Here is a 17732-nt window from a genome sequence, read left to right as displayed (position 1 = left end):
GGCCTGCTTCGACGTGCCCGTCCCGCGGTCAGCGGCCCGCGGCGGCGCACGTCCCGGCGGCAGCTGTCGGGAGGGGAGGTCTCCACCATGCGACTCACCGGACGGACCGCAGTGGCCGCCGTGCTCGCCGCCGGTTGCCTGGCCGCCACCGCCTGCGCGCCGGGCACCGCCTCGTCGGCGGGCGACCGGGCCGGCGACGACCGGACGGGCACCCTGCAGGTCTGGCTGTACAACGAGGCGGGCAACGCGGCCAAGGAGGCCGTGATCGCCAAGGCGGTCGGCGAGTTCCAGTCCTCCCACCAGGGCGTCACCGTGAACGTCAGCTACATCGACACCGACGCCTCGGCCCGCGCCGCCAAGATGAAGGGCGCCTTCAACGACCCCGGCAGCGCCCCCGACCTGGTGGAGTTCGGCAACACCGACCTGCCGGGCTACGTCGCCGCCGGCGGTCTCGCCGAGATCGGCGCCGAGCTGGACCGGTGGAAGGACCGGGGCGACCTCGACCCGGCCATCGCGAGGACCGCCGTGGTGGACGGCAGGACCTACGGACTGCCGTGGTGGGTCGGCGTCCGGGCGCTGTACTACCGCACCGACCTGTTCACCGAGGCCGGGCTCACCCCGCCGACCTCGTACGCCGAACTGGTCGCCGCCGCCCGGAAGATCCACGCCGCGCACCCGGACACCTTCGGCATCGCGGTCGGCGGCAAGTACACCTTCGGCGCGCTGCCCTTCGTCTGGGACGCGGGCGGCGACATCGCCGCCAAGGACGGCACCGCCTTCAAGGCGGCCATCGGCTCGCCCGCCTCGCAGGCCGGGATCAAGCGCTACACCGACCTGTTCGGCGCCGACGGCTGCCCCGCGCAGCAGTGCGCGGACCTGACCGGCGGCAAGACCGTCGACCTGTTCGCGTCCGGGAAGTCGGCGATGGCGATCCTGCTCAACTCCAACCGCGGCAAGGTGGACGCGGGCGCGGCCAAGGGGAGGTACGGCGTGGTGCCGCTGCCCGGCGAGAAGGCCGGCTCCATCGCCCCCGCCTTCGCCGGCGGCAACAACCTGGGCGTCATGAAGGCGGCCAGGCACCGCACGCTCGCCGTCGAGTTCGCCGAACTGCTGGCGGGTCCGGCCTACCAGGAGCAGATGTACGACGCGATGGGCAACCTGCCGACGCTGACGTCCGTCAGCGGCAGGGTCGCGGCCAAGGACGCGTTCCTGAAGCCGTTCACCGACACCATCGCGGCCGGCACCAGGTTCGTGCCGCTGGACCGGGCGTGGGCGCAGATCGACGCCCAGTCGGTGATCCCGACGCTGCTCCAGCAGGTCGTCACCGGCAAGGCGGACGTGGCCAGGGCCTCCGCCGACGCCGCGGCGCAGATCGACTCGGCCTTCGCCGCGCACTGACAGCCGCGCTGACAGTCGCGCGCCGACAGCCGAGCCATGGCAGCCGCGCCTCGACGGTCCCCCTACCGGTTCGTCACAGAGAGCAGGTCCGCACGTGTCCGCATCCACCACGACCGCGCCGCCGGTGCCGCCCTCCCCGCAGCGGCGGCGTGGGAGCAGAGCGTCGGCCGCACCCCCGGGTGGCCGGCGCCGCAGGCCCCCGTTGCTGCTGCTCCTGCCGGCCGCGGTGATCCTGATCCCGCTGGTCGGCTACCCGATCTACCAGCTCGGGCTGCTGTCCGTCCTGGACTTCGGGCAGCCCCAGGCGTCCGGCGGCGCACCGACCTCCTTCGTCGGCTTCGGCAACTACACGCAGATCCTGGAGGACGACCAGTTCTGGTCGGTGCTGCTGCAGACGGTCGGCTTCGCCGCGTTCTGCGTGCTCGCGACCCTGGCCGTCGGCGCCGCTCTCGCGGTGCTGCTCACCAAGGTCGGCCGGTGGCCGCGTTTGGTGCTGACCACTGCGGCGATGGCCGCCTGGGCGGCGCCGGCGATGACCGGCTCGACGGTGTGGAGCTTCCTGTTCGACACCAACCTGGGCCTGGTCAACCACACCCTGGAACGGATCGGGCTCTCGGGCTTCCACGAGTTCAACTGGTTCTACGACAAGTGGACGGCGTTCCTGGTCGTCGGCGCCGTGGTGGTGTGGCACTCCTTCCCGTTCGTGATGGTCACCCTCTACGCGGGCATCCGCGCCATCCCGGAGGAGGTCCTGGAGGCGGCCGCGCTGGACGGCGCCAACACCTGGACCACCTTCCGCCGGGTCACCGCGCCGATGCTGCGGCCGATCCTGACGATCGTGGTGATCCAGTCAGTGATCTGGGACTTCAAGGTCTTCACCCAGATCTACGTCATGACGGAGGGCGGCGGCATCGCCGGCCAGAACCTGGTGCTCAACGTGTACGCGTACCAGAAGGCGTTCGCCTCCTCGCAGTACGGGCTGGGCGCGGCGATCGGCGTGATCATGCTGCTGATCCTGGTGATCCCGACGGTCCTCTACATCCGCAGCCTGCGACGGACGGGGAACGAGCTGTGAACTCCCTTCGCAACGCCCGCAGTCGGTGGCGGCTCGGCGCTGACGCGGCCGCGGTCCTGCTGGCCGTCGTCACCGCCTTCCCGATCTTCTGGATGGTGCTCTCGGCCTTCAAGCCCAAGGGCGAGGTGCAGTCGCTGGACCCGAGGCCGTGGACCGCCCACCCCACGCTGCAGAGCTTCCGCCAGGTGCTCGGCGTGGACGGCTTCGGCCGGTACTTCGCGAACAGCCTGCTGGTGGCGCTGTCGGTGGTGGTGCTCTCGGCGGTCGTGGTGTTCCTGGCTGCGGTGGCCGTGACCCGCTTCAGGTTCAGGTTCCGCACCACCGTCATGGTGATGTTCCTGATCGCCCAGATGATTCCGGTCGAGGCGCTGACCATCCCGCTGTTCTTCATGTTCCGGGACGCCGGGCGGTTCGTCCCCGGCATCGGGCTGAACACCCTGGCCTCGCTGGTCCTGGTGCAGTTGGCGTTCTCCCTGCCGTTCGGGATCTGGATGATGCGCGGGTTCGTCGCCGCCGTCCCGGTCTCGATCGAGGAGGCCGCGCAGATCGACGGCGCCGGCCGCGCCCGCATCCTGTGGCGGATCCTGCTGCCGCTGGTGGCCCCGGGCCTCGCCGCGACCAGCGTGTTCTCCTTCATCACGGCGTGGAACGACTTCGTCTTCGCCAAGACGTTCATCATCAGCGCCACGCGGAACCAGACGCTGCCGTCGGCGCTGCTGGTCTTCTTCAAGCCGGACGAGAACGACTGGGGCGGCATCATGGCGGCGTCCACGCTGATGACCGTGCCGGTGCTGGTCTTCTTCGTCGCGGTGCAGCGGAGGCTGGTGTCGGGGCTGGCGGGGGCGGTGAAGGACTGATGCGCGCGGTGATGGGCCGTCGGCGGGCGGCGGGCTCAGCCCTCCCGGTGGACGAACGCGTACGCCTCGCGGGCGAGTCGGGACCAGGACAGCGGGGAGGCCGGGTCGAGGGCGAGCCACTCGCGCATCGGGCGGCCCTTGCCCGCGTCGAAGTTCGTGCCCTCGCCCGCCGCGACCAGCTCGTCCACCCGGGCCCGCGGCAGCTTGAGGACCAGGCGGCCCGCGGACAGCATCGCGAAGATGTGACCGTCCGCCTTCAGGGCGTCGGAGCCGAAGCGGCGGCCCGGACCCGGCGTGGTGACACCGGGGAGGCCGGCCGTCTCCCGGACCAGGGCGGCGAAGCGGTGCTCGGGGTCGAGCTGGTCACCGGTCATCTCAGGCCGCCTCCGCGGACTCGTGGGAAGGGACGGAGACCAGGACGAACACCGCGTCGGCGTCGTCCCGGACCAGCGCGGCGCGGCCGTACGGCGTCGGTTCGGGTCCGGTGAGGACGGTTCCGCCGAGGTCGCGCAGCCGGTCGGCCGCGCGGTCGGTGTCGGTGGTGCCGAACTGGGCCAGCCAGCGTGCCCGGGTGGCGGTCGGGTCGGTCGGGTCCGCGCCGGCGGCGGACGGGCCGATGCTGCAGGCCAGGTGGCCGGCGGCCCGGGCGAGGGTGTGGCCCGCCTTCGGCCAGTCGTAGGTGTAGCCGAAGACGCGGCGGTAGAAGGCGCGTGCGGTGTCGGGGTCGGGGGAGAGGTGCTCGTTCCAGGCGAGGGCACCGGGTTCGTCCACCAGGCCGGCGCCCTCGATGGTGCCCGCCTGCCAGAGGCCGAAGGCGGCGCCGAGCGGGTCGACGGCCAGTGCGGCCCGGCCCTGGTCGGGCACCTCGTACGGCTCGCGGACGATCCGGCCGTCGGCGGCGCGGACGAGCGCGGTGGTGCGGTGCAGGTCGGCGCAGGCGAGGTGGGTGGTCCAGGCGGCGCTCCGGGCCCGGTCAGGGGCCTGTCCGACGGCCGCGACCTGGGCACCGTACCGGGTGGCGACCGACTCGGCGGGGCCGGTCGGGACGAACTCCCAGTCGAACAGCGCGCCGTAGAAGCGCTGCGCGCTCGCGGCGTCCGGGGTCGTCAGGACGACCCAGCACGGGACGCCCTCGCGGTACCTGCCCGCCTTCGGCATGCCGCCCTCCTGGTGCCACCGGTCCCACTGGTCAGCGTCCGCGCCGGGCAGGTGCGCGGCAACCGGAGGCGGACGGACCGGCCGGAGTCGCGGGCGGACGGACCGGGGGCTCCGGCGGACGGACCGGGGGCCGGGCCGACCGGGGGCTCAGGCGACGCCGTGCGGCCGGAACTGGATGCTGATCCGCGGGCCCACCGGGCGGGCGGTCTTGGGGATCGCGTGCTCCCAGGTGCGCTGGCAGGAGCCACCCATCACCACCAGGTCGCCGTGGCCGAGCGGGCGCCGGACGACCGTCGAGCCGCCGTGCCGGGGCCGCAGTGCCAGGACGCGCGGCTCGCCGACGGACAGGATCGCCACCATGGTGTCCTCGCGGGCGCCGCGCCCGATCCGGTCGCCGTGCCAGGCCACGCTGTCCCGGCCGTCCCGGTAGTAGCAGAGCCCGAGGGTGCGGAACGGCTCGCCCAGTTCGTCGGCGTAGTGCCGGCTCAGCGCTGCCCGGGCCTGTCCGAGCACCGGGTGCGGCGGCTCGGCGTCCGCCGGGTACGAGGCCAGCAGGCGGGGGACGTCCACCATCCGCTCGTACATCTCGCGGCGCTCGGCCCGCCAGGGCACGGTGGCGGCCAGCTGTTCGAACAGCTCGTCCGCGCCGTGCAGCCAGCCCGGCAGCACGTCCAGCCAGGCGCCGTCGCCGAGCACCTGCCGCCGCAGGCCGTCGATCGGGCCGAGGCGGACGCCCTCGCGGTCCGCGTCGTCGAACAGCGAGGGCTGGAGGGGGACGGTGCCGTGCATGGGGCCAGCGTACGCCTTCATTCGAACAGGTGCTCGAACGAATGGTTCCGGCGATCGCCTCGGGCCGTCGCCCCGGGTCGTAGCCTGCGGGTATGGCGATCAACGGCTTCGGGGTGACCGAGTTCCAGCTGGTCCTGCTGCGCCGGATGGCGGACTTCCGGCCGGGCTCGGTCGAGGACGCGGTGCGGCGGCTGGGCGCCGACCGGGCCTCGATGCGGGAGGCGAACAAGCGGTGGCAGGCGATGGTCCGGGCGCCCCGGTTCCCGCGCGGCGCGGCCCGCCACGCCGCCGTGCTCGGGCCGGCGGAGGCGAGCGTGCCGCGCCGGATCGGGGACCTTGCGTGCACCGCGCGGCAGTGGACGCTGCCGCTCTGGCCGGAGCTGCGCTTCGAGGTCCTGCTCGGGCCGGCGGAGATCGGCTCCCCGGTGCTGAACGAGTGGCTGGTGCGGGCGCCCGGCGTCCCGGCGCCCGAGCTGCGTACGGTGGCCGACCTGGTGCCGTGGGGCTGTGTGGTGGGGGACGTCGGAGCAGCGTTCCCGACGGCCGTACCGCGGGAGGGGAGTGCGCCGACCAGGTTCCGCCTGGACTTCGAGGCTCCGGACGCCGGCGGGCGGGTGCGGGCGTGGACGGCGGACTTCACCTGGGGGCTGCTCCAGGAGGTCCGGCGGGAGGACGGCGGGCCCGCGGAGTTTGCCGATCCTTCCGAATGATGCAAGGCGACATTCAGTTAATGCCTTCGATTTGCAGGCGAGCCCGAAAGCATGGCAGCATAATCGCAGACACTGTTGAGGCTTGACATCGGAAAGTGAAGGATCATGTCGGACGGCGCCCGCGTCATCGTCGGAGTCAACGGCTCGCTGCACAGCCTGACCGCCCTGCACCGAGCGGCGGAGGAGGCCCGGATCCGGCAGGCCGTGCTGGTCCCGGTGCTCGCCTGGACGCCGGTCGGCGGCGAGCGCAACTACCGCGCGCGGCCGTGCCCGCCGCTGCTGCGCGCCTGGCAGGACCTCGCCGACGCCCGGATGGCGGCCGTGCTGGAACAGGCCTTCGGCGGGCTCCCGATCGGGGTGCCGGTGCGCCCGCTGGTCGTGCGCGGCGAGGCCGGAGCGGTGCTGACCGAGCTGGCCGACCGCCCGGGCGACCTCCTGGTGATCAGCACCGGCGAGCAGGACGGCCTGCGGGCCCGGCTGCGCCGTATGACCGGGCGCTCGGTCGCCCGCCACTGCCTGGAGCAGGCGCGCTGCGGCGTGCTCGTCGTCCCGCCGTCCACCCTGCACGAGGACCTGCGTGCGCTGCACCGCGGCATCGACCTGCGGGAGCTGGTCGCTGCCTGACGAACAGTCAGGACAGGTGAACCGAAAGGCCGTTGACCACCGTACGGGTCGGCCGCAGGTCGCGCAGCGCCTCCACCGGGCAGTCCAGCGGGTCGAGCGGCCACACCGTGAGGTCGGCGAACGCCCCCGGTCGCAGGCTGCCGCGCACGGCGCTCTCGCCGGTCAGCCGGGCGGCGTTCACGGTGTGCAGCGCGACCGCCTCGGACCGGTCGATCGCGTGCTCCGGGCCGACGATCCCGGCCGTGGTGCCCCGGGTCGTCATGCCCCACACCGAGACCATCGCGCCGTACGGGCCGACCGGGAAGTCCGAGCCGCCGGTGAGCAGCGCGCCCTCGTCCAGCCACTCGCGCAGCGGGAAGAGCGCGGCCGTGCGCTCCTCGCCCCAGGCCCGCTGCTGGGTGAGCGCGCCGTCGTGCAGCAGCGGGTGCTGGACGGTCACCGGAATGCCGAGCGCGATCGCCCTGGCCCGCTGGTCGGGGCGGGCCAGGCCGCCGTGCTCGACCACCAGCGTGCCGGGCGGCAGGCCGGGGTGGCGCTTGAGCACCCGCTCGAAGACGTCCAGCAGGACGCGCAGACCGCGGTCGCCCCAGGCGTGCACGCCGACCCGCCAACCGCGCTCGACCACCCGGTCCACCGCCGCGAGCAGCTCGTCCGGTTCCCAGAGCAGCCGGCCGTGGTAGCAGGGCTGCCCCTGGTACGGCTCCTCCATCGCGCCCGCCTCGAAGCCGCCGTCGATGCCGAACTTGACGCCCCAGAGCCGGAGTCGGTCGTCGTCACGGCCGTCCGCGCGCCAGGCGTCCATCCGCTCCAGCAGGGCGTCGACCTGCTCGGGCGTCCGGGCGGCGAAGCCGGAGACCAGCGCCCGCATCCGGACGGCGAGGGCGCCCTCGGCCCGGGCCGCGTCCAGCACGTCGAGGTCCTCGACCGGGACGAGGCAGTCGCGGACGGTGCCGATCCCGGTGGCGGCGTAGTCCGCGGAGGCCGCGCGCAGGCCGTCGATCCGCTCGGCGAGGGTGGGGCTCGGCAGCACCGGCTCGACCAGCTCGATCGCCCGGTTGATCAGCCGACCGGTGAGCCGCCCCTGCTCGTCGCGCTCGATCACGCCGCCGGGCGGGGCCTCGGTGGCCTCGGTGATCCCGGCCAGCCGCAGCGCCGCCGAGTTGAGCACCATGTTGTAGGCGCCGCGGCGCACCAGCACCGGGTGCTCGGCGGTGGCGCCGTCCAACTCGCCGGTGGTGGGCATCCGTTGCTCCGCCAGCAGCACCTCCTGCCAGTTCACCGTGGTGTGGATCCACTGCCCGGCAGGGGTGCGGGCGGCGCGCTCGCGGATCAGGTCGAGGAATCCGGCCAGGTCACGGGCCCGGTGCACGGGCACCCCGTGGACGCTCTGGGCGGCCAGGATCAGATGGGTGTGGGTGTCGTCGAAGGCGGGCAGCACGGTCGAGCCCGGGGCGTCCACGACCTCGGTGGCCGGCCCGATCAGGGCGTCCAGGCCGTCGGGGGCGGGGGAGAGCGCGGTGATCCGTCCGTCGGTCACGGCGATCGCGCGCCGCGGCGGCTCGCCGGGGACGAGGGTGTGCACGGCGGCGGCACGGATCAGCAGATCGGCGGGGGGCTGGGGGGTCATGACGGCTCCTGGGGGTGGGACAGACCGGTGACCTTCTCGACGTACCGCAGGCTGGGCTCGGCGAGCAGTCCGTGCAACTCGGCGAAGACCGCCCGGGCCGGGACGGCGTTCCAGTCGGCGGGCAGCAGTGGGGCGGGCAGCCCGGGGTCGAGGTAGGGCAGGCGGCGCCACTGGGTGAGCATCGGGACGTAGGCGCGGAACGCCTCGGCCGGGTCGATCCGGGGCCGGTCGCCTGCTCCCGCTGCCCTGGGCGGGCCGTCCGTGTCCGGTGTCATCGGCGGGCCGTCTGCTCCCGCCGCCCGCGGCGGGCCCGGCTCGCGCAGGTCCTCGGCCACCGGGCGCCAGGCGTCGGTGAAGGCCGCGTACTGCGCCTCGATCGCCGGGAGGTCCCACCAACCCGCCACCGCCGTCCGGAGATCGGCGAAGCCGGCGTACTCGGCGGACAGGAAGAGGTGGACGTAGGCGCTCAGCCCGAGGCGCTCCAGCAGGCGGCGGGCGTCCGGCAGCAGCCGGGCGGGGGCCAGCCAGACGCCGGGGGCGGCGTTGCCGAAGCCGAGCCAGCTCAGCCGGGAGCGCAGTTGGTGGCGGTGGGCGCGCTCGGACTCGGGCACTGAGAAGACCGCCACCACCCACCCGTCGGCGAGCTCGGCGGGTTCCAGGCTGTGGAAGATCCGGCGGTCGCCCTCCTCGAACACCGGCTCCATCGCGGGGGCGAGCCGGTAGCCGGTGCCCGCGCGGCGTTCCTGGTGAAGGGTGCCGGCCTTCTTCAGCCGGGACATCGCCGAGCGGACCGCCGGGCCGTCGACGTCCAGCTCGGCCATCAGCGCGATCAGGTCGGCGATGGATATCCAGCCGCCGAGGCGGCGGACGAACTCGCCGTAGACGGTGTGGATCAGGGAACTCGGCCGGGGCGTGGTCTCCGACATGCGTGGGCGCTCCTCCCCGGCGATCGGCGGTGACCGGGCCACCGGGTGGCGACCCGGTGACCGGTGGTGATCATAGCGTCGGTCCCCGCCGGTTCAGACCTCCGCGTAGGCGCCGGAGAGCAACTGCCCGGCCCCCGGGGCGAAGGCGGGCAGGCCGAGGGCGCGGAGCAGTTGGTGGGCGGTGCAGATCGCGGCCGACACCACCGGCTTGCCCAGCTGCTGCTCGGCCTCCTCGACGGCGGACAGCGAGGGCATCTGCACGCATGCGGAGAGCACCACGGCGTCCGCCCCGGAGTGTGCGAGGCCGCGGGCGATCGCGGGCAGCCGGGCCGGGTCGTGGGCGGCCACGTCGAGGTTGTCGGCGATCTCCAGGGCGGCGTGGTCGAGCACCTCGATGCCCTCCTCGGCGAGGTAGTCGACCACCGTCCGGGCCAGCGGCCGCAGGTACGGGGTGACCATCGCGACCTTCGCCGCGCCGAGCGTCCGCAGCCCGGCGACCAGGGCCCCGGCGCTGGTGACCACGGGCGCCGGCGCGCCGTTCTCCACGGTGCGCCGGTGCAGTCGCCGTTCGGCCTCGCGGTGGTAGCCGGGGCCGGTGGCCATCACGGCGACCAGGCAGGCGTAGCCGATCACGTCCACCCGGGCGTCCGAGAGCTCGGCGGCGCAGCGGTCGGACTCGCCGTCCATGGCGCGCAGTTGCTCGGGGGTGACCCTGGTCATCCGCATCCGGCTGGAGTGGAAGGTGAACCGTTCGGGGGCGACCGCCTCGCGAGCCCGCAGCAGGGCGGGGACCTCGGTCTCCATGGTGACGTTGGAGCTCGGGACGATCTGGCCGATCCGGTACGTCGACATCGCGGGAAGGGTCCTTTCGGGCGACGGAGCGGTGCGGGGGCGCGGGCTCAGCGGGCGTCGATCACGGGGTTGGCGAGCGTGCCGATCCGCTCGATGGTCGCCTCGACCAGGTCGCCGGGCTGCAGGAACTGCGGCGGGACCATGCCGGCGCCGACGCCCGACGGGGAGCCGGTGGCGATCACGTCGCCCGGTTCCAGGGTGACGCCGGAGGAGATGTCGGCGATCAGCCGGGCGATGCCGAACAGCATGTGGCGGGTGTTGGAGTCCTGCCGCAGCTCGCCGTTGACCCTCAGCGAGAGGTCGAGCCGCTGCGGGTCGGGGATCTCGTCGGCGGTCACCACGACCGGGCCGAAGGGCGCGTAGCTGTCCTGGCCCTTGGAGAAGAACCACTGGCCGGAGCGGCGTTGGTCGCGGGCGCTGACGTCGTTGACGATGCTGTAGCCGAACACGTGCCGCAGGGCGTCCCGTTCGTCGACCTGGAAGGCGGGTTCGCCGATCACCACGGCGAGTTCGCACTCCCAGTCGAGCTGCTTGGTGAGGTTCGCGTTGTGCCGGATCGGCTGGCCGGGCCCGGTGACGGCGGTCGACGGCTTGCCGAACAGCACCGGGCGGTCGGGCAGTTCGCGGTCGGTGTCCAGGGTGCGGTGGGACTCGGCCACGTGCTCCACGTAGTTGAGGCCGACCCCGACGATCTTGCCGGGGCGCAGCGGTGCCCGCAGCGACACCCCGGCGAGCGGCCGGGTGTCCGGCGACCCGGCGACCAGCCGGCGTGCGGTGGCGAGCGCCGGCTCCCCGGCGCGGATCAACCCGAGGAGGCCGTCCGGCAGTCGTTCCCCGGCGGCGCCGGCGAGGGCGGTGAGGTCGGCGACCCGCTCCCCGGCGAGCAGCGCGCCGAGGCGCGGGGTGTCGTCGCCGTCCGCGAGGTAGGTCAACAGGTGCATGGTGGCGGGTCTCCTGGTCAGGCGGGGGTCGTGGTGGGCTGGTGCCCGTCGTGCTCCGGGTAGGCCTCCTCGCGGTACAGGCCGAGCGAGTGCATCACCGGGAAGTCGTTGAAGGAGAACAGGCAGGCGTCCTCGCCCTGGTCGAGGTTCGCGTGTTCGTGCCAGGCCCAGGACGGGACGACGAAGACGTCCCCCTGCTGCCACGCGAAGCGCTGCCCGGCGATCACCGAGACGCCGCGCCCCTTGGCGGCCGTGTAGACGACCGAGCCGGTGTGGCGGTGGGCGCGGGTGGCCTGGCCCGGGCGCAGCAGCTGCAGGTGGGCGGCCATGGTCGGCATCACCGGGCCGCCGGTGGCGGGGTTGGTGTACTCCATGATGACGCCGTCGTACGGCGATCCCTCGGCGGCGCGGGCGAGTTGGCACAGCGCGTGGTAGCTGGGCTCCCAGGGCCAGCCGAGCAGCGGCGAGTACGGCCGGGTCCACTTCTCGACGCCGTACGGCAGCAGGTTGCCGCCGTGGCTGAGCAGCGAGGAGTTCACCACCGGGCCGGGGCGCTGGTACAGCTCCGGGTGGACCTCGTAGAAGTTGGCGTCGAGGGTGTTGACCAGCGGGATGTCCAGGCCGTCCTGCCAGATCACCGGGGCGTCGTCGGACTCGTTGCCGTGCTCGTGCCAGGTGTTGTTGGGGGTGATCGCGAAGTCGCGCGGGCCGACCTTGAGCTTCTGGCCGTCCACGATCGTCCAGGCGCCGGTGCCCTCGTGGACGAAGCGCAGTGCGGAGGCCTGGTGGCGGTGCGCGGTCATCGCCTCGCCGGGGCCCATGATCTGCAGGCCGGTGTACAACAGGCCCACGGCGGCGCTCAGTTCGCGGCGTCCGGGGTTCACCAGCATTACCACCCGGCGGCCGGCGTCGTCGGCCTTGACCAACGGGAGCGCCTTGTGGACCAGTGGGCGCAGGTCCGCGTAGCGCCAGAGCGCCGGGACGGACTTCGGCTGCGGGTACCAGGGCTCGATCTCGTTGGCCACCGTCCACAGCGCACCGGCCTCGTGCTTGGCCAACTCCTCGTAGTAGGCGAGGAGTTCCGGGCTGTCGGTGACGCGGGCCCGGCCGATCCGGTCGTCGCCGAGGTCATTGTCGAGGTCATTGCCAAGGGTGGTGCCGAGGTCGTCGCCGTCCTCGCGGCCGGTGCCGCGGGCACGATCGTCCTGACCGGTCATGACTCCTCCTCCTCGGGGAACACCAGGGGCCGCAGCGGTCGGTCGTTCACGTGCAGCCGGAAGACGTCGAAGCGGTTGTAGTGGCCGACGATGTCGTGCATCTGCTTGGGCTGGATGCAGCGGCCGAGGTCGATCTCGGCGTGGACGATGCCCTCCTCGTCGACCAGCGGTTCGGTGACGGCGCGCCCGTCGGGGCCGAAGATCCCGGACAGCGCGCTGCGCGGGCGGGCGAGCTGCTTGCGGACCTGCTGGTCCTCGCCGGCGATCAGGTCCACGATCTCGGGCGAGATGGTGGAGCAGGAGACCACGGTGAACAGCTTGCCCTCGAAGCAGTGCGCCGCGGCGCGCACCGCGATCGCCTCCGCCATGTCGTAGTCCTCGGGGCCGACCGGCAGGGCGATGTAGCTGGCGGCGTGGACGAGTTCGCCCTGGGCCAGCAGGGTGAAGCGGGCCAGGGTGTTGGTGTTCTCGCCGCAGGCGAGCGCGCCGAGCGGGCCGACGGCGGTGCGGTGCACCTTCAGGGTGCTGCCGTCGCCCTGGGTCCAGGTCAGCTTCTCGGCCCAGGTCGGCACCAACTTGCGGTGGACGCTGAGCAGTTCGCCGTCCGAGTCGATGATCAGCAGGGTGTTGTACAGCACGCCGAGGCTGTGCCGGCCGCGCTCGTTGACGCCGATCACCAGCACCACGCCGGCCTGTCGGGCAGCGGCGCGCAGGGTGTCGACGTACGGGCCGGGGACGTCCACGGCGGCGCGGTACAGGCGCTCGTACCAGGGCGAGCCCTGCACCGGGGTCATCGTCCAGTTCCAGTACGGGTAGCCGGCCACGAAGACCTCGGGGAACACCACCAGTTCGGCGCCGCGGCCGGCCGCCTCCTGGATCAGTGCGACGGCCTTGTCGACGGTGGCGGCCGGGTCCAGGTAGACGGGGGCGGCCTGGACGGCGGCGGCGGTGAAGCGGGGCAGACGGAGCACGGGTCCTCCTCACTCCTCGGGCGGGGTCGGCCGCCAACGGCGGTGGACGGGGGCGGGCGGCTCGCGCAGCAGGTGCAGCCGCGGGGCGACCCGGTCGGCGCCCGGGCCGGGCGGCTTGCGGCTGCCCGCCCGCCAGGGCTCGGGCCAGCGGGCGCCCGGCCCGGTGTAGCCCTGGTCCGCGGCGGCGTGCAGCGTCCAGAGCGGGTCGTACAGCTGGGCCCGGCCGACCGCGATCAGATCGGCCCGCCCGGCCAGCAGGACGGAGTCGGCGTCGTCGGGCCCGGAGATCGCGCCGACCGCGATGGTCGGCAGGCCGGTGGCGGCGCGGACCAGCTCGGCGAACGGCGTCTGGTAGCCACGCCCGTACGGCGGGCGCTGGTGCGCCACGACCTCGCCGGTGGAGACGTCCAGCGCGTCCGCCCCGGCCTCGGCCAGCGCGCGGCAGATCGCCGCGGCCTCGGCCTCGGTGGTGCCGCCGGGCGCCCAGTCGCTCGCCGAGATCCGGACCAGCAGCGGTCGGCCGGCCGGCCAGGCGGCGCGCACGGCGCCGAGCACCTCCAGCGGCAGCCGGAGCCGCCCGGCGAGCGGGCCGCCGTAGTGGTCGGTGCGGTGGTTGGTGAGCGGGGACAGGAAGGAGGAGACCAGGTGCCCGTGGCCGAACTGCAGCTCCAGCACGTCGAAACCGGCGCGTGCCGCTCGCTCGGCGGCCGCGGCGAAGTCCGCCGTGACGGCGGCCAGGTGGACCTCGTTGGCCTCGTGCGGCACCTGGCTGTCGGCGTCCCAGGGGATCGGCGAGGCGGACAGCAGCGGCCAGCCCTCGGCGAGCGGGCGCCCGATGCCGTCCGGCCCGGGCACGGCGGTGGCGCCCCGCCGGCCGGCGTGGGTCAGCTGGATGCCGAGCGGGGTGTCGCTCACCGCCCGCACGGCCTCGACGAGTTCGCGCCAGGCGGCCTCCTGGCGGTCGCTCCACAGGCCCGGGCAGCGGTCGGTGGCCCGGCCCTCGGGAGCCACCGCGGTCATCCCGGCGAGGACCAGCCCCGCGCCGCCGAGCGCGTGCCCGGTCAGCTGGGCCCGGTCGAAGGCGCTGGGCAGCGCGTCCGGGGAGGTGAAGGTCGCGAGCGGCGGGACCACGACGCGGTTGTGCAGCTCCAGCGCGCCGAGCTTCAGCGGCCGGAACATCGGCGGCACCCCGGGCGAGCCACCGAAGGCGGTGTCCACGGCGTCCACGAAGGCGGGGTCGCGGGCCCGGAGGTTGCCGTAGGTGACCCGGCGGCTGCGGGTGAGCAGGTTGAAGGCGAACCGGTCGGCGTCCTGCCCGGCGCGCCGCTCGACGGTCTCGAACCACTCCAGGCTGGCCTGCGCGGCGCGCTGGGTGGATTCCACCACCGGGCGCCGCTCGGCCTCGTAGGCGGCCGACGCCTCCTCCGGGGTGGGCTGTTCGCTGAGCGCCGCGGCCAGGGCGAGGGCGTCCTCCAGGGCCAGCTTGGTGCCCGAGCCGATCGAGAAGTGCGCGGAGTGCGCGGCGTCGCCGAGCAGCACCACGTTGCGGTGGCGCCACCTCGTGTTCCGCACCGTGGTGAAGCGGATCCAGCGGGAGGCGTTGGGGATCAGCCGGTGGCCGTCGAGGTGGTCGGCGAGCAGCTCCGCGCAGCGCCGCACGCTCCGCTCGTCGCTCTCGCCGCGCGCGAACTCCCGTGCGGCGAGGGCCTCGAAACCGGCGCGGCGCCAGGCTTCCTCGGCGATCTCGACGATGAAGGTGGAGCGGGTGGCGCTGTACGGGTAGGCGTGCACCTGCAGCACGCCGAAGTCGTGGCGCTCGACGATGAAGGTGAAGGCCTCGAACACCTTGTCGGTGGCGAGCCAGATGTAGCGGCAGTGCCGTTCGTCGAGTTCGGGGCGGAAGGCCTGCGGGTACGCCGCCCGGGTGCCGGAGTGGATGCCGTCGGCCGCCACCACCAGGTCGTACTCGGCCGCGAGTTCTTCGACGGGTGGCGCCGGCGTGCGGTAGCGGACGTCCACCGCCAGCTCGGCGCAGCGCTGCTGCAGGACGGCGCGCAGCCGGTTGCGGTCCAGGGCGGCGAAGCCGTGCCCGCCGCTGGTGCGGACCTCGCCGGCGTAGCGGATGTCGATGTCGCTCCAGCGGGCGAACTCGGCGCTGATCGCGGCGAACACCCGCGGGTCGGCCCGGGCGATGCCGTCCAGGGTCTCGTCGGAGAAGACCACGCCGAAGCCGAACTCGTCCTCCCGGCCGTCCCGTTCGAAGACGGTGATCTCCCGGTCGGGCGCCAGCTGCTTGGCCAGGGCGGCGAAGTACAGCCCGCCGGGCCCGGCGCCGATCACCGCGATGCGGCGGGCGCCGGCGGGCGCCGGGTGCGGGGTGCCGCTCATGCGACCACCTCCGGCTGCTGCGGACCGGCCTCGGTCAGCGCCCGGCGCACCGGCGCGGGCCACGGCTCGGCGCCCTCGGTGTGCGGTGCGGCGTGCACCACCGACATCCGCCCGCTCGCGGCCAGGCCCTGCGGGCCGTGCACCTCGAAGGCGTAGTGCAGCGAGGAGCCGCCGACCCGGACGACCCGCAGTTCGGTGCGCACCAGGTCCCCGAACCAGAGCCGCTCGCGGTAGTCGGCCTCGAAGTGCACCCGGGGGATCCGTCCGAACAGTTCCGCCAGGCCGAGGCGGCGCAGCAGCGCGGCCTCCGCCGCCTCGGCCCAGCGCTGCACGGCGGAGAAGTGGTAGTGCCCGGCCGCGTCGGTGTCGGACCACTCGACCCGGCGCTCGATGGCGACGCTGGCCGGGGTGCGCGAGGCCCGCCGCCGCAGTTCGGCGCGGTGCAGCTTGCCGGTCGCGGTGCGCGGCAGCTCGGTGACGAACTCGACCGTCCGCGGGTACTTGTAGGGGGCGATGGTGCGCTTGACGTGCTCCTGGAGGTCGCGCACCGTGTCCGGCCCGGCCGGGATACCCGGGCGCAGCACCACGTACGCCGTGACGACGCTGCCGCGCCGCTCGTCCGGTGTGCCGACCACCGCGCAGTCGGCCACGTCGGGGTGGGTGGCGAGCGCCTGTTCGACCTCGGGGCCGGCGATGTTGTAGCCGGCCGAGACGATCATGTCGTCGTTGCGGGCCTGGTACCAGAAGTAGCCGTCCCGGTCGCGGACGTAGGTGTCGCCGGTGAGGTTCCAGCCGTCCCGGACGTAGCTCAGCTGGCGCTCGTCGTCCAGGTAGCGGCAGCCGGTCGGGCCCTTGACGGCGAGCAGCCCGGGTTCGCCGTCCGGTACCGGGCGGCCCTGGTCGTCCAGTATGGCGGCGCGGTAGCCGGGGACGGGCAGGCCGGTGGAACCGGGGCGGACGGCCTCGTCGGCGGCCGAGATGAACACGTGCAGCAGCTCGGTGGCACCGATGCCGTCGATCAGCCGCTGCCCGGTGGCCGCGTGGAAGGCCTGCCAGACCGCGGCGGGCAGCGGTTCGCCCGCCGAGACGCAGCGCCGCACCCCGGCCAGCCGGTCGGCCAGCCCGGCGGCCAGGATCGCCCGGTAGGCGGTCGGCGCGGTGAACAGCACGCTGACCCGGTGCTGCCGGACCTGCTCGGCCAGCTGCTCGGGCGTGGCCTGCTCCAGCAGCAGGCTGGCGGCGCCGGCCCGCAGCGGGAAGACCAGCAGGCCGCCGAGGCCGAAGGTGAAGCCGAGCGGCGGGGTGCCGGCGAAGAGGTCGTCGGGGGTGGGGCGCAGCAGGTGGCGGGAGAAGGTGTCGGCGTTGGCGAGCACGTCGCGGTGGAAGTGCAGGGTGGCCTTGGGGCGGCCGGTGGTGCCGGAGGTGAAGGCGATCAGGGCGACGTCGTCGGCGGCGGTCGGGACGGCGGTGAAGCCGGGCGGCTTGGCGGCGCAGCGGGCGGTGAGGTCCTGCGGATCGCTGCCGCCGTAGGCGAGGATCCGCAGGCCAGGGGTCCGTGCCTGCCGCAGTTCGGCGAGGAAGCGGTGGTCGCAGAGGGCGAGCACGGGCTTGGCGATGCCGGTGAGCTCGGTGAGCTCGGTGGCGCGCAGCAGCGGCATGGTGGTGACGACCACCCCGCCGGCCTTCAGTACGCCGAGCCAACAGGCCGCGAGCCAGGGGGTGTTGGGGCCGCGTAGTAGCACCCGGTTGCCGGTGGCGAGGCCGAGGTCCTCGGTCAGCAGGCGGGCGATCCGGTCGGCGCGGTCGCGCAGTTCGCCGTAGGACCACTGCTCGGTGGGGGTGAGCAGGCAGCGGCGTTCGGGTCCGAGGCGGTCGATGGTGTCGTCGAGCAGGGCGGTGGCGCAGTTCAGGCGGTCGGGGTAGGCCAACTCCGGTAGTTCGAAGAGGAGTTCGGGCCACTGCTCGAAGGGCGGGAGGTGGTCTCGGCAGTATGTGTCCACGTGCGCTGAGGGGGAGAGCTCCATGGGCGGGCACCTCGTCGTGCGAGCGGGAGTGAGGCCAGTATGGCGCGTCGGTGACGCCAGTCAAGAGAGCGATACATGCATTCGGGCGACGGCCCCGATCCACCCCGTCCCCGGCGGCGGTGCAGGCCCCGGGCGGACGGTCGAGTGGGCCCCGGGACGGACGGGCGGGTGCGCC

The 17732-nt window shown here is 73.9% G+C and carries 15 protein-coding genes and 2 pseudogenes; 5 read left to right on the top strand and 12 right to left on the bottom strand.

The features are described 5' to 3' along the window. The first annotated feature begins 87 nt into the window (after positions 1-87). The 3 genes from ABT048_RS30415 to ABT048_RS30405 all read left to right on the top strand — a co-directional run bounded on the left by ABT048_RS30415 (position 88) and on the right by ABT048_RS30405 (position 3330). Positions 88-1398: an extracellular solute-binding protein gene (locus ABT048_RS30415; RefSeq protein ID WP_350524752.1), complete on the top strand. Its 1311-nt coding sequence runs from the start codon at positions 88-90 to the stop codon at positions 1396-1398. A 94-nt stretch (positions 1399-1492) separates the two neighbouring features. After that, a complete protein-coding gene (locus tag ABT048_RS30410) occupies positions 1493-2473 on the top strand; it encodes a carbohydrate ABC transporter permease (RefSeq protein ID WP_350524751.1) in 981 nt (326 codons plus the stop codon). Next, entirely contained in the window at positions 2470-3330 is an 861-nt protein-coding gene (locus tag ABT048_RS30405) for a carbohydrate ABC transporter permease (RefSeq protein WP_350524750.1), read from the top strand. Before ABT048_RS30410 ends, ABT048_RS30405 begins: the two co-directional genes overlap by 4 nt. A gap of 35 nt (positions 3331-3365) precedes the next feature. Here ABT048_RS30405 and ABT048_RS30400 read toward each other — a convergent pair whose 3' ends face one another. The 3 genes from ABT048_RS30400 to ABT048_RS30390 form a co-directional block, all read right to left on the bottom strand. Further along, positions 3366-3704 carry a hypothetical protein gene (locus ABT048_RS30400; RefSeq protein ID WP_350524749.1) on the bottom strand — a complete coding sequence of 113 codons (339 nt, stop codon included), beginning with the start codon at positions 3702-3704 and terminating at the stop codon, positions 3366-3368. A 1-nt stretch (position 3705) separates the two neighbouring features. Next, a complete protein-coding gene (locus ABT048_RS30395) occupies positions 3706-4488 on the bottom strand; it encodes a VOC family protein (RefSeq protein WP_350524748.1) in 783 nt (260 codons plus the stop codon). A 147-nt stretch (positions 4489-4635) separates the two neighbouring features. Next, positions 4636-5277, bottom strand: coding sequence for an alpha-ketoglutarate-dependent dioxygenase AlkB (locus ABT048_RS30390; RefSeq protein WP_350524747.1), 642 nt, complete (start codon positions 5275-5277; stop codon positions 4636-4638). 92 nt (positions 5278-5369) lie between these two features. Here ABT048_RS30390 and ABT048_RS30385 point away from each other — a divergent pair, with 92 nt between their 5' ends. Beyond that, positions 5370-5987: a hypothetical protein gene (locus ABT048_RS30385; RefSeq protein WP_350524746.1), complete on the top strand. Its 618-nt coding sequence runs from the start codon at positions 5370-5372 to the stop codon at positions 5985-5987. Positions 5988-6092: 105 nt separating this feature from the next. Then, a complete protein-coding gene (locus ABT048_RS30380) occupies positions 6093-6611 on the top strand; it encodes a universal stress protein (protein WP_350524745.1) in 519 nt (172 codons plus the stop codon). A 7-nt stretch (positions 6612-6618) separates the two neighbouring features. On the opposite strand, the gene ABT048_RS30375 is transcribed toward ABT048_RS30380, so the two are convergent. The 9 genes and pseudogenes from ABT048_RS30375 to ABT048_RS30335 all read right to left on the bottom strand — a co-directional run. Continuing rightward, positions 6619-8238, bottom strand: coding sequence for an amidohydrolase (locus tag ABT048_RS30375; RefSeq protein WP_350524744.1), 1620 nt, complete (start codon positions 8236-8238; stop codon positions 6619-6621). Further along, positions 8235-9164, bottom strand: a complete 930-nt coding sequence (locus ABT048_RS30370; RefSeq protein ID WP_350524743.1) for a PaaX family transcriptional regulator — start codon at positions 9162-9164, stop codon at positions 8235-8237. Before ABT048_RS30370 ends, ABT048_RS30375 begins: the two co-directional genes overlap by 4 nt. Before the next feature lie 93 nt (positions 9165-9257). Continuing rightward, the gene (locus ABT048_RS30365) at positions 9258-10016 is read right to left on the bottom strand and encodes a maleate cis-trans isomerase family protein (protein ID WP_350524742.1); all 759 of its coding nucleotides are present in this window, start codon (positions 10014-10016) and stop codon (positions 9258-9260) included. A gap of 47 nt (positions 10017-10063) precedes the next feature. Continuing rightward, complete coding sequence (locus tag ABT048_RS30360; protein ID WP_350524741.1) at positions 10064-10957, bottom strand: fumarylacetoacetate hydrolase family protein; 894 nt, start codon at positions 10955-10957, stop codon at positions 10064-10066. A gap of 17 nt (positions 10958-10974) precedes the next feature. After that, a complete protein-coding gene (locus ABT048_RS30355) occupies positions 10975-12174 on the bottom strand; it encodes a cupin domain-containing protein (RefSeq protein ID WP_350524740.1) in 1200 nt (399 codons plus the stop codon). After that, positions 12171-13145 carry a carbon-nitrogen hydrolase family protein gene (locus tag ABT048_RS30350; RefSeq protein ID WP_350524739.1) on the bottom strand — a complete coding sequence of 325 codons (975 nt, stop codon included), beginning with the start codon at positions 13143-13145 and terminating at the stop codon, positions 12171-12173. Before ABT048_RS30350 ends, ABT048_RS30355 begins: the two co-directional genes overlap by 4 nt. A 9-nt stretch (positions 13146-13154) precedes the next feature. Beyond that, on the bottom strand, positions 13155-15533 hold the full coding sequence (locus ABT048_RS30345; RefSeq protein WP_350524738.1) for an oxidoreductase: 2379 nt from the start codon (positions 15531-15533) through the stop codon (positions 13155-13157). Then, positions 15530-15853: pseudogene (locus ABT048_RS30340) on the bottom strand (acyl-CoA thioesterase); the annotation flags it as partial. The pseudogene ABT048_RS30340 and the gene ABT048_RS30345, both read right to left, overlap by 4 nt. A gap of 93 nt (positions 15854-15946) precedes the next feature. Next, positions 15947-17557, bottom strand: a pseudogene (locus ABT048_RS30335) (AMP-binding protein); the annotation flags it as partial. Positions 17558-17732 lie beyond the last annotated feature (175 nt).

This window comes from Kitasatospora sp. NPDC096140, assembly GCF_040303045.1.
GTDB lineage: Bacteria > Actinomycetota > Actinomycetes > Streptomycetales > Streptomycetaceae > Kitasatospora.
Note: the sequence above shows the minus strand (reverse complement) of the source record. Positions and strands in the feature narration are given on the sequence as shown.

Excerpts from the sequence above, each read along its gene's own strand:
- ABT048_RS30380 (WP_350524745.1), top strand. The coding sequence starts at position 6,093 with ATGTCGGACGGCGCCCGCGTCATCGTCGGAGTCAACGGCTCGCTGCAC.
- ABT048_RS30365 (WP_350524742.1), bottom strand. The coding sequence starts at position 10,016 with ATGTCGACGTACCGGATCGGCCAGATCGTCCCGAGCTCCAACGTCACC.
- ABT048_RS30360 (WP_350524741.1), bottom strand. The coding sequence starts at position 10,957 with ATGCACCTGTTGACCTACCTCGCGGACGGCGACGACACCCCGCGCCTC.
- ABT048_RS30415 (WP_350524752.1), top strand. The coding sequence starts at position 88 with ATGCGACTCACCGGACGGACCGCAGTGGCCGCCGTGCTCGCCGCCGGT.
- ABT048_RS30400 (WP_350524749.1), bottom strand. The coding sequence starts at position 3,704 with ATGACCGGTGACCAGCTCGACCCCGAGCACCGCTTCGCCGCCCTGGTC.
- ABT048_RS30355 (WP_350524740.1), bottom strand. The coding sequence starts at position 12,174 with ATGACCGGTCAGGACGATCGTGCCCGCGGCACCGGCCGCGAGGACGGC.
- ABT048_RS30390 (WP_350524747.1), bottom strand. The coding sequence starts at position 5,277 with ATGCACGGCACCGTCCCCCTCCAGCCCTCGCTGTTCGACGACGCGGAC.
- ABT048_RS30385 (WP_350524746.1), top strand. The coding sequence starts at position 5,370 with ATGGCGATCAACGGCTTCGGGGTGACCGAGTTCCAGCTGGTCCTGCTG.
- ABT048_RS30395 (WP_350524748.1), bottom strand. The coding sequence starts at position 4,488 with ATGCCGAAGGCGGGCAGGTACCGCGAGGGCGTCCCGTGCTGGGTCGTC.
- ABT048_RS30345 (WP_350524738.1), bottom strand. The coding sequence starts at position 15,533 with ATGAGCGGCACCCCGCACCCGGCGCCCGCCGGCGCCCGCCGCATCGCG.
- ABT048_RS30370 (WP_350524743.1), bottom strand. The coding sequence starts at position 9,164 with ATGTCGGAGACCACGCCCCGGCCGAGTTCCCTGATCCACACCGTCTAC.
- ABT048_RS30375 (WP_350524744.1), bottom strand. The coding sequence starts at position 8,238 with ATGACCCCCCAGCCCCCCGCCGATCTGCTGATCCGTGCCGCCGCCGTG.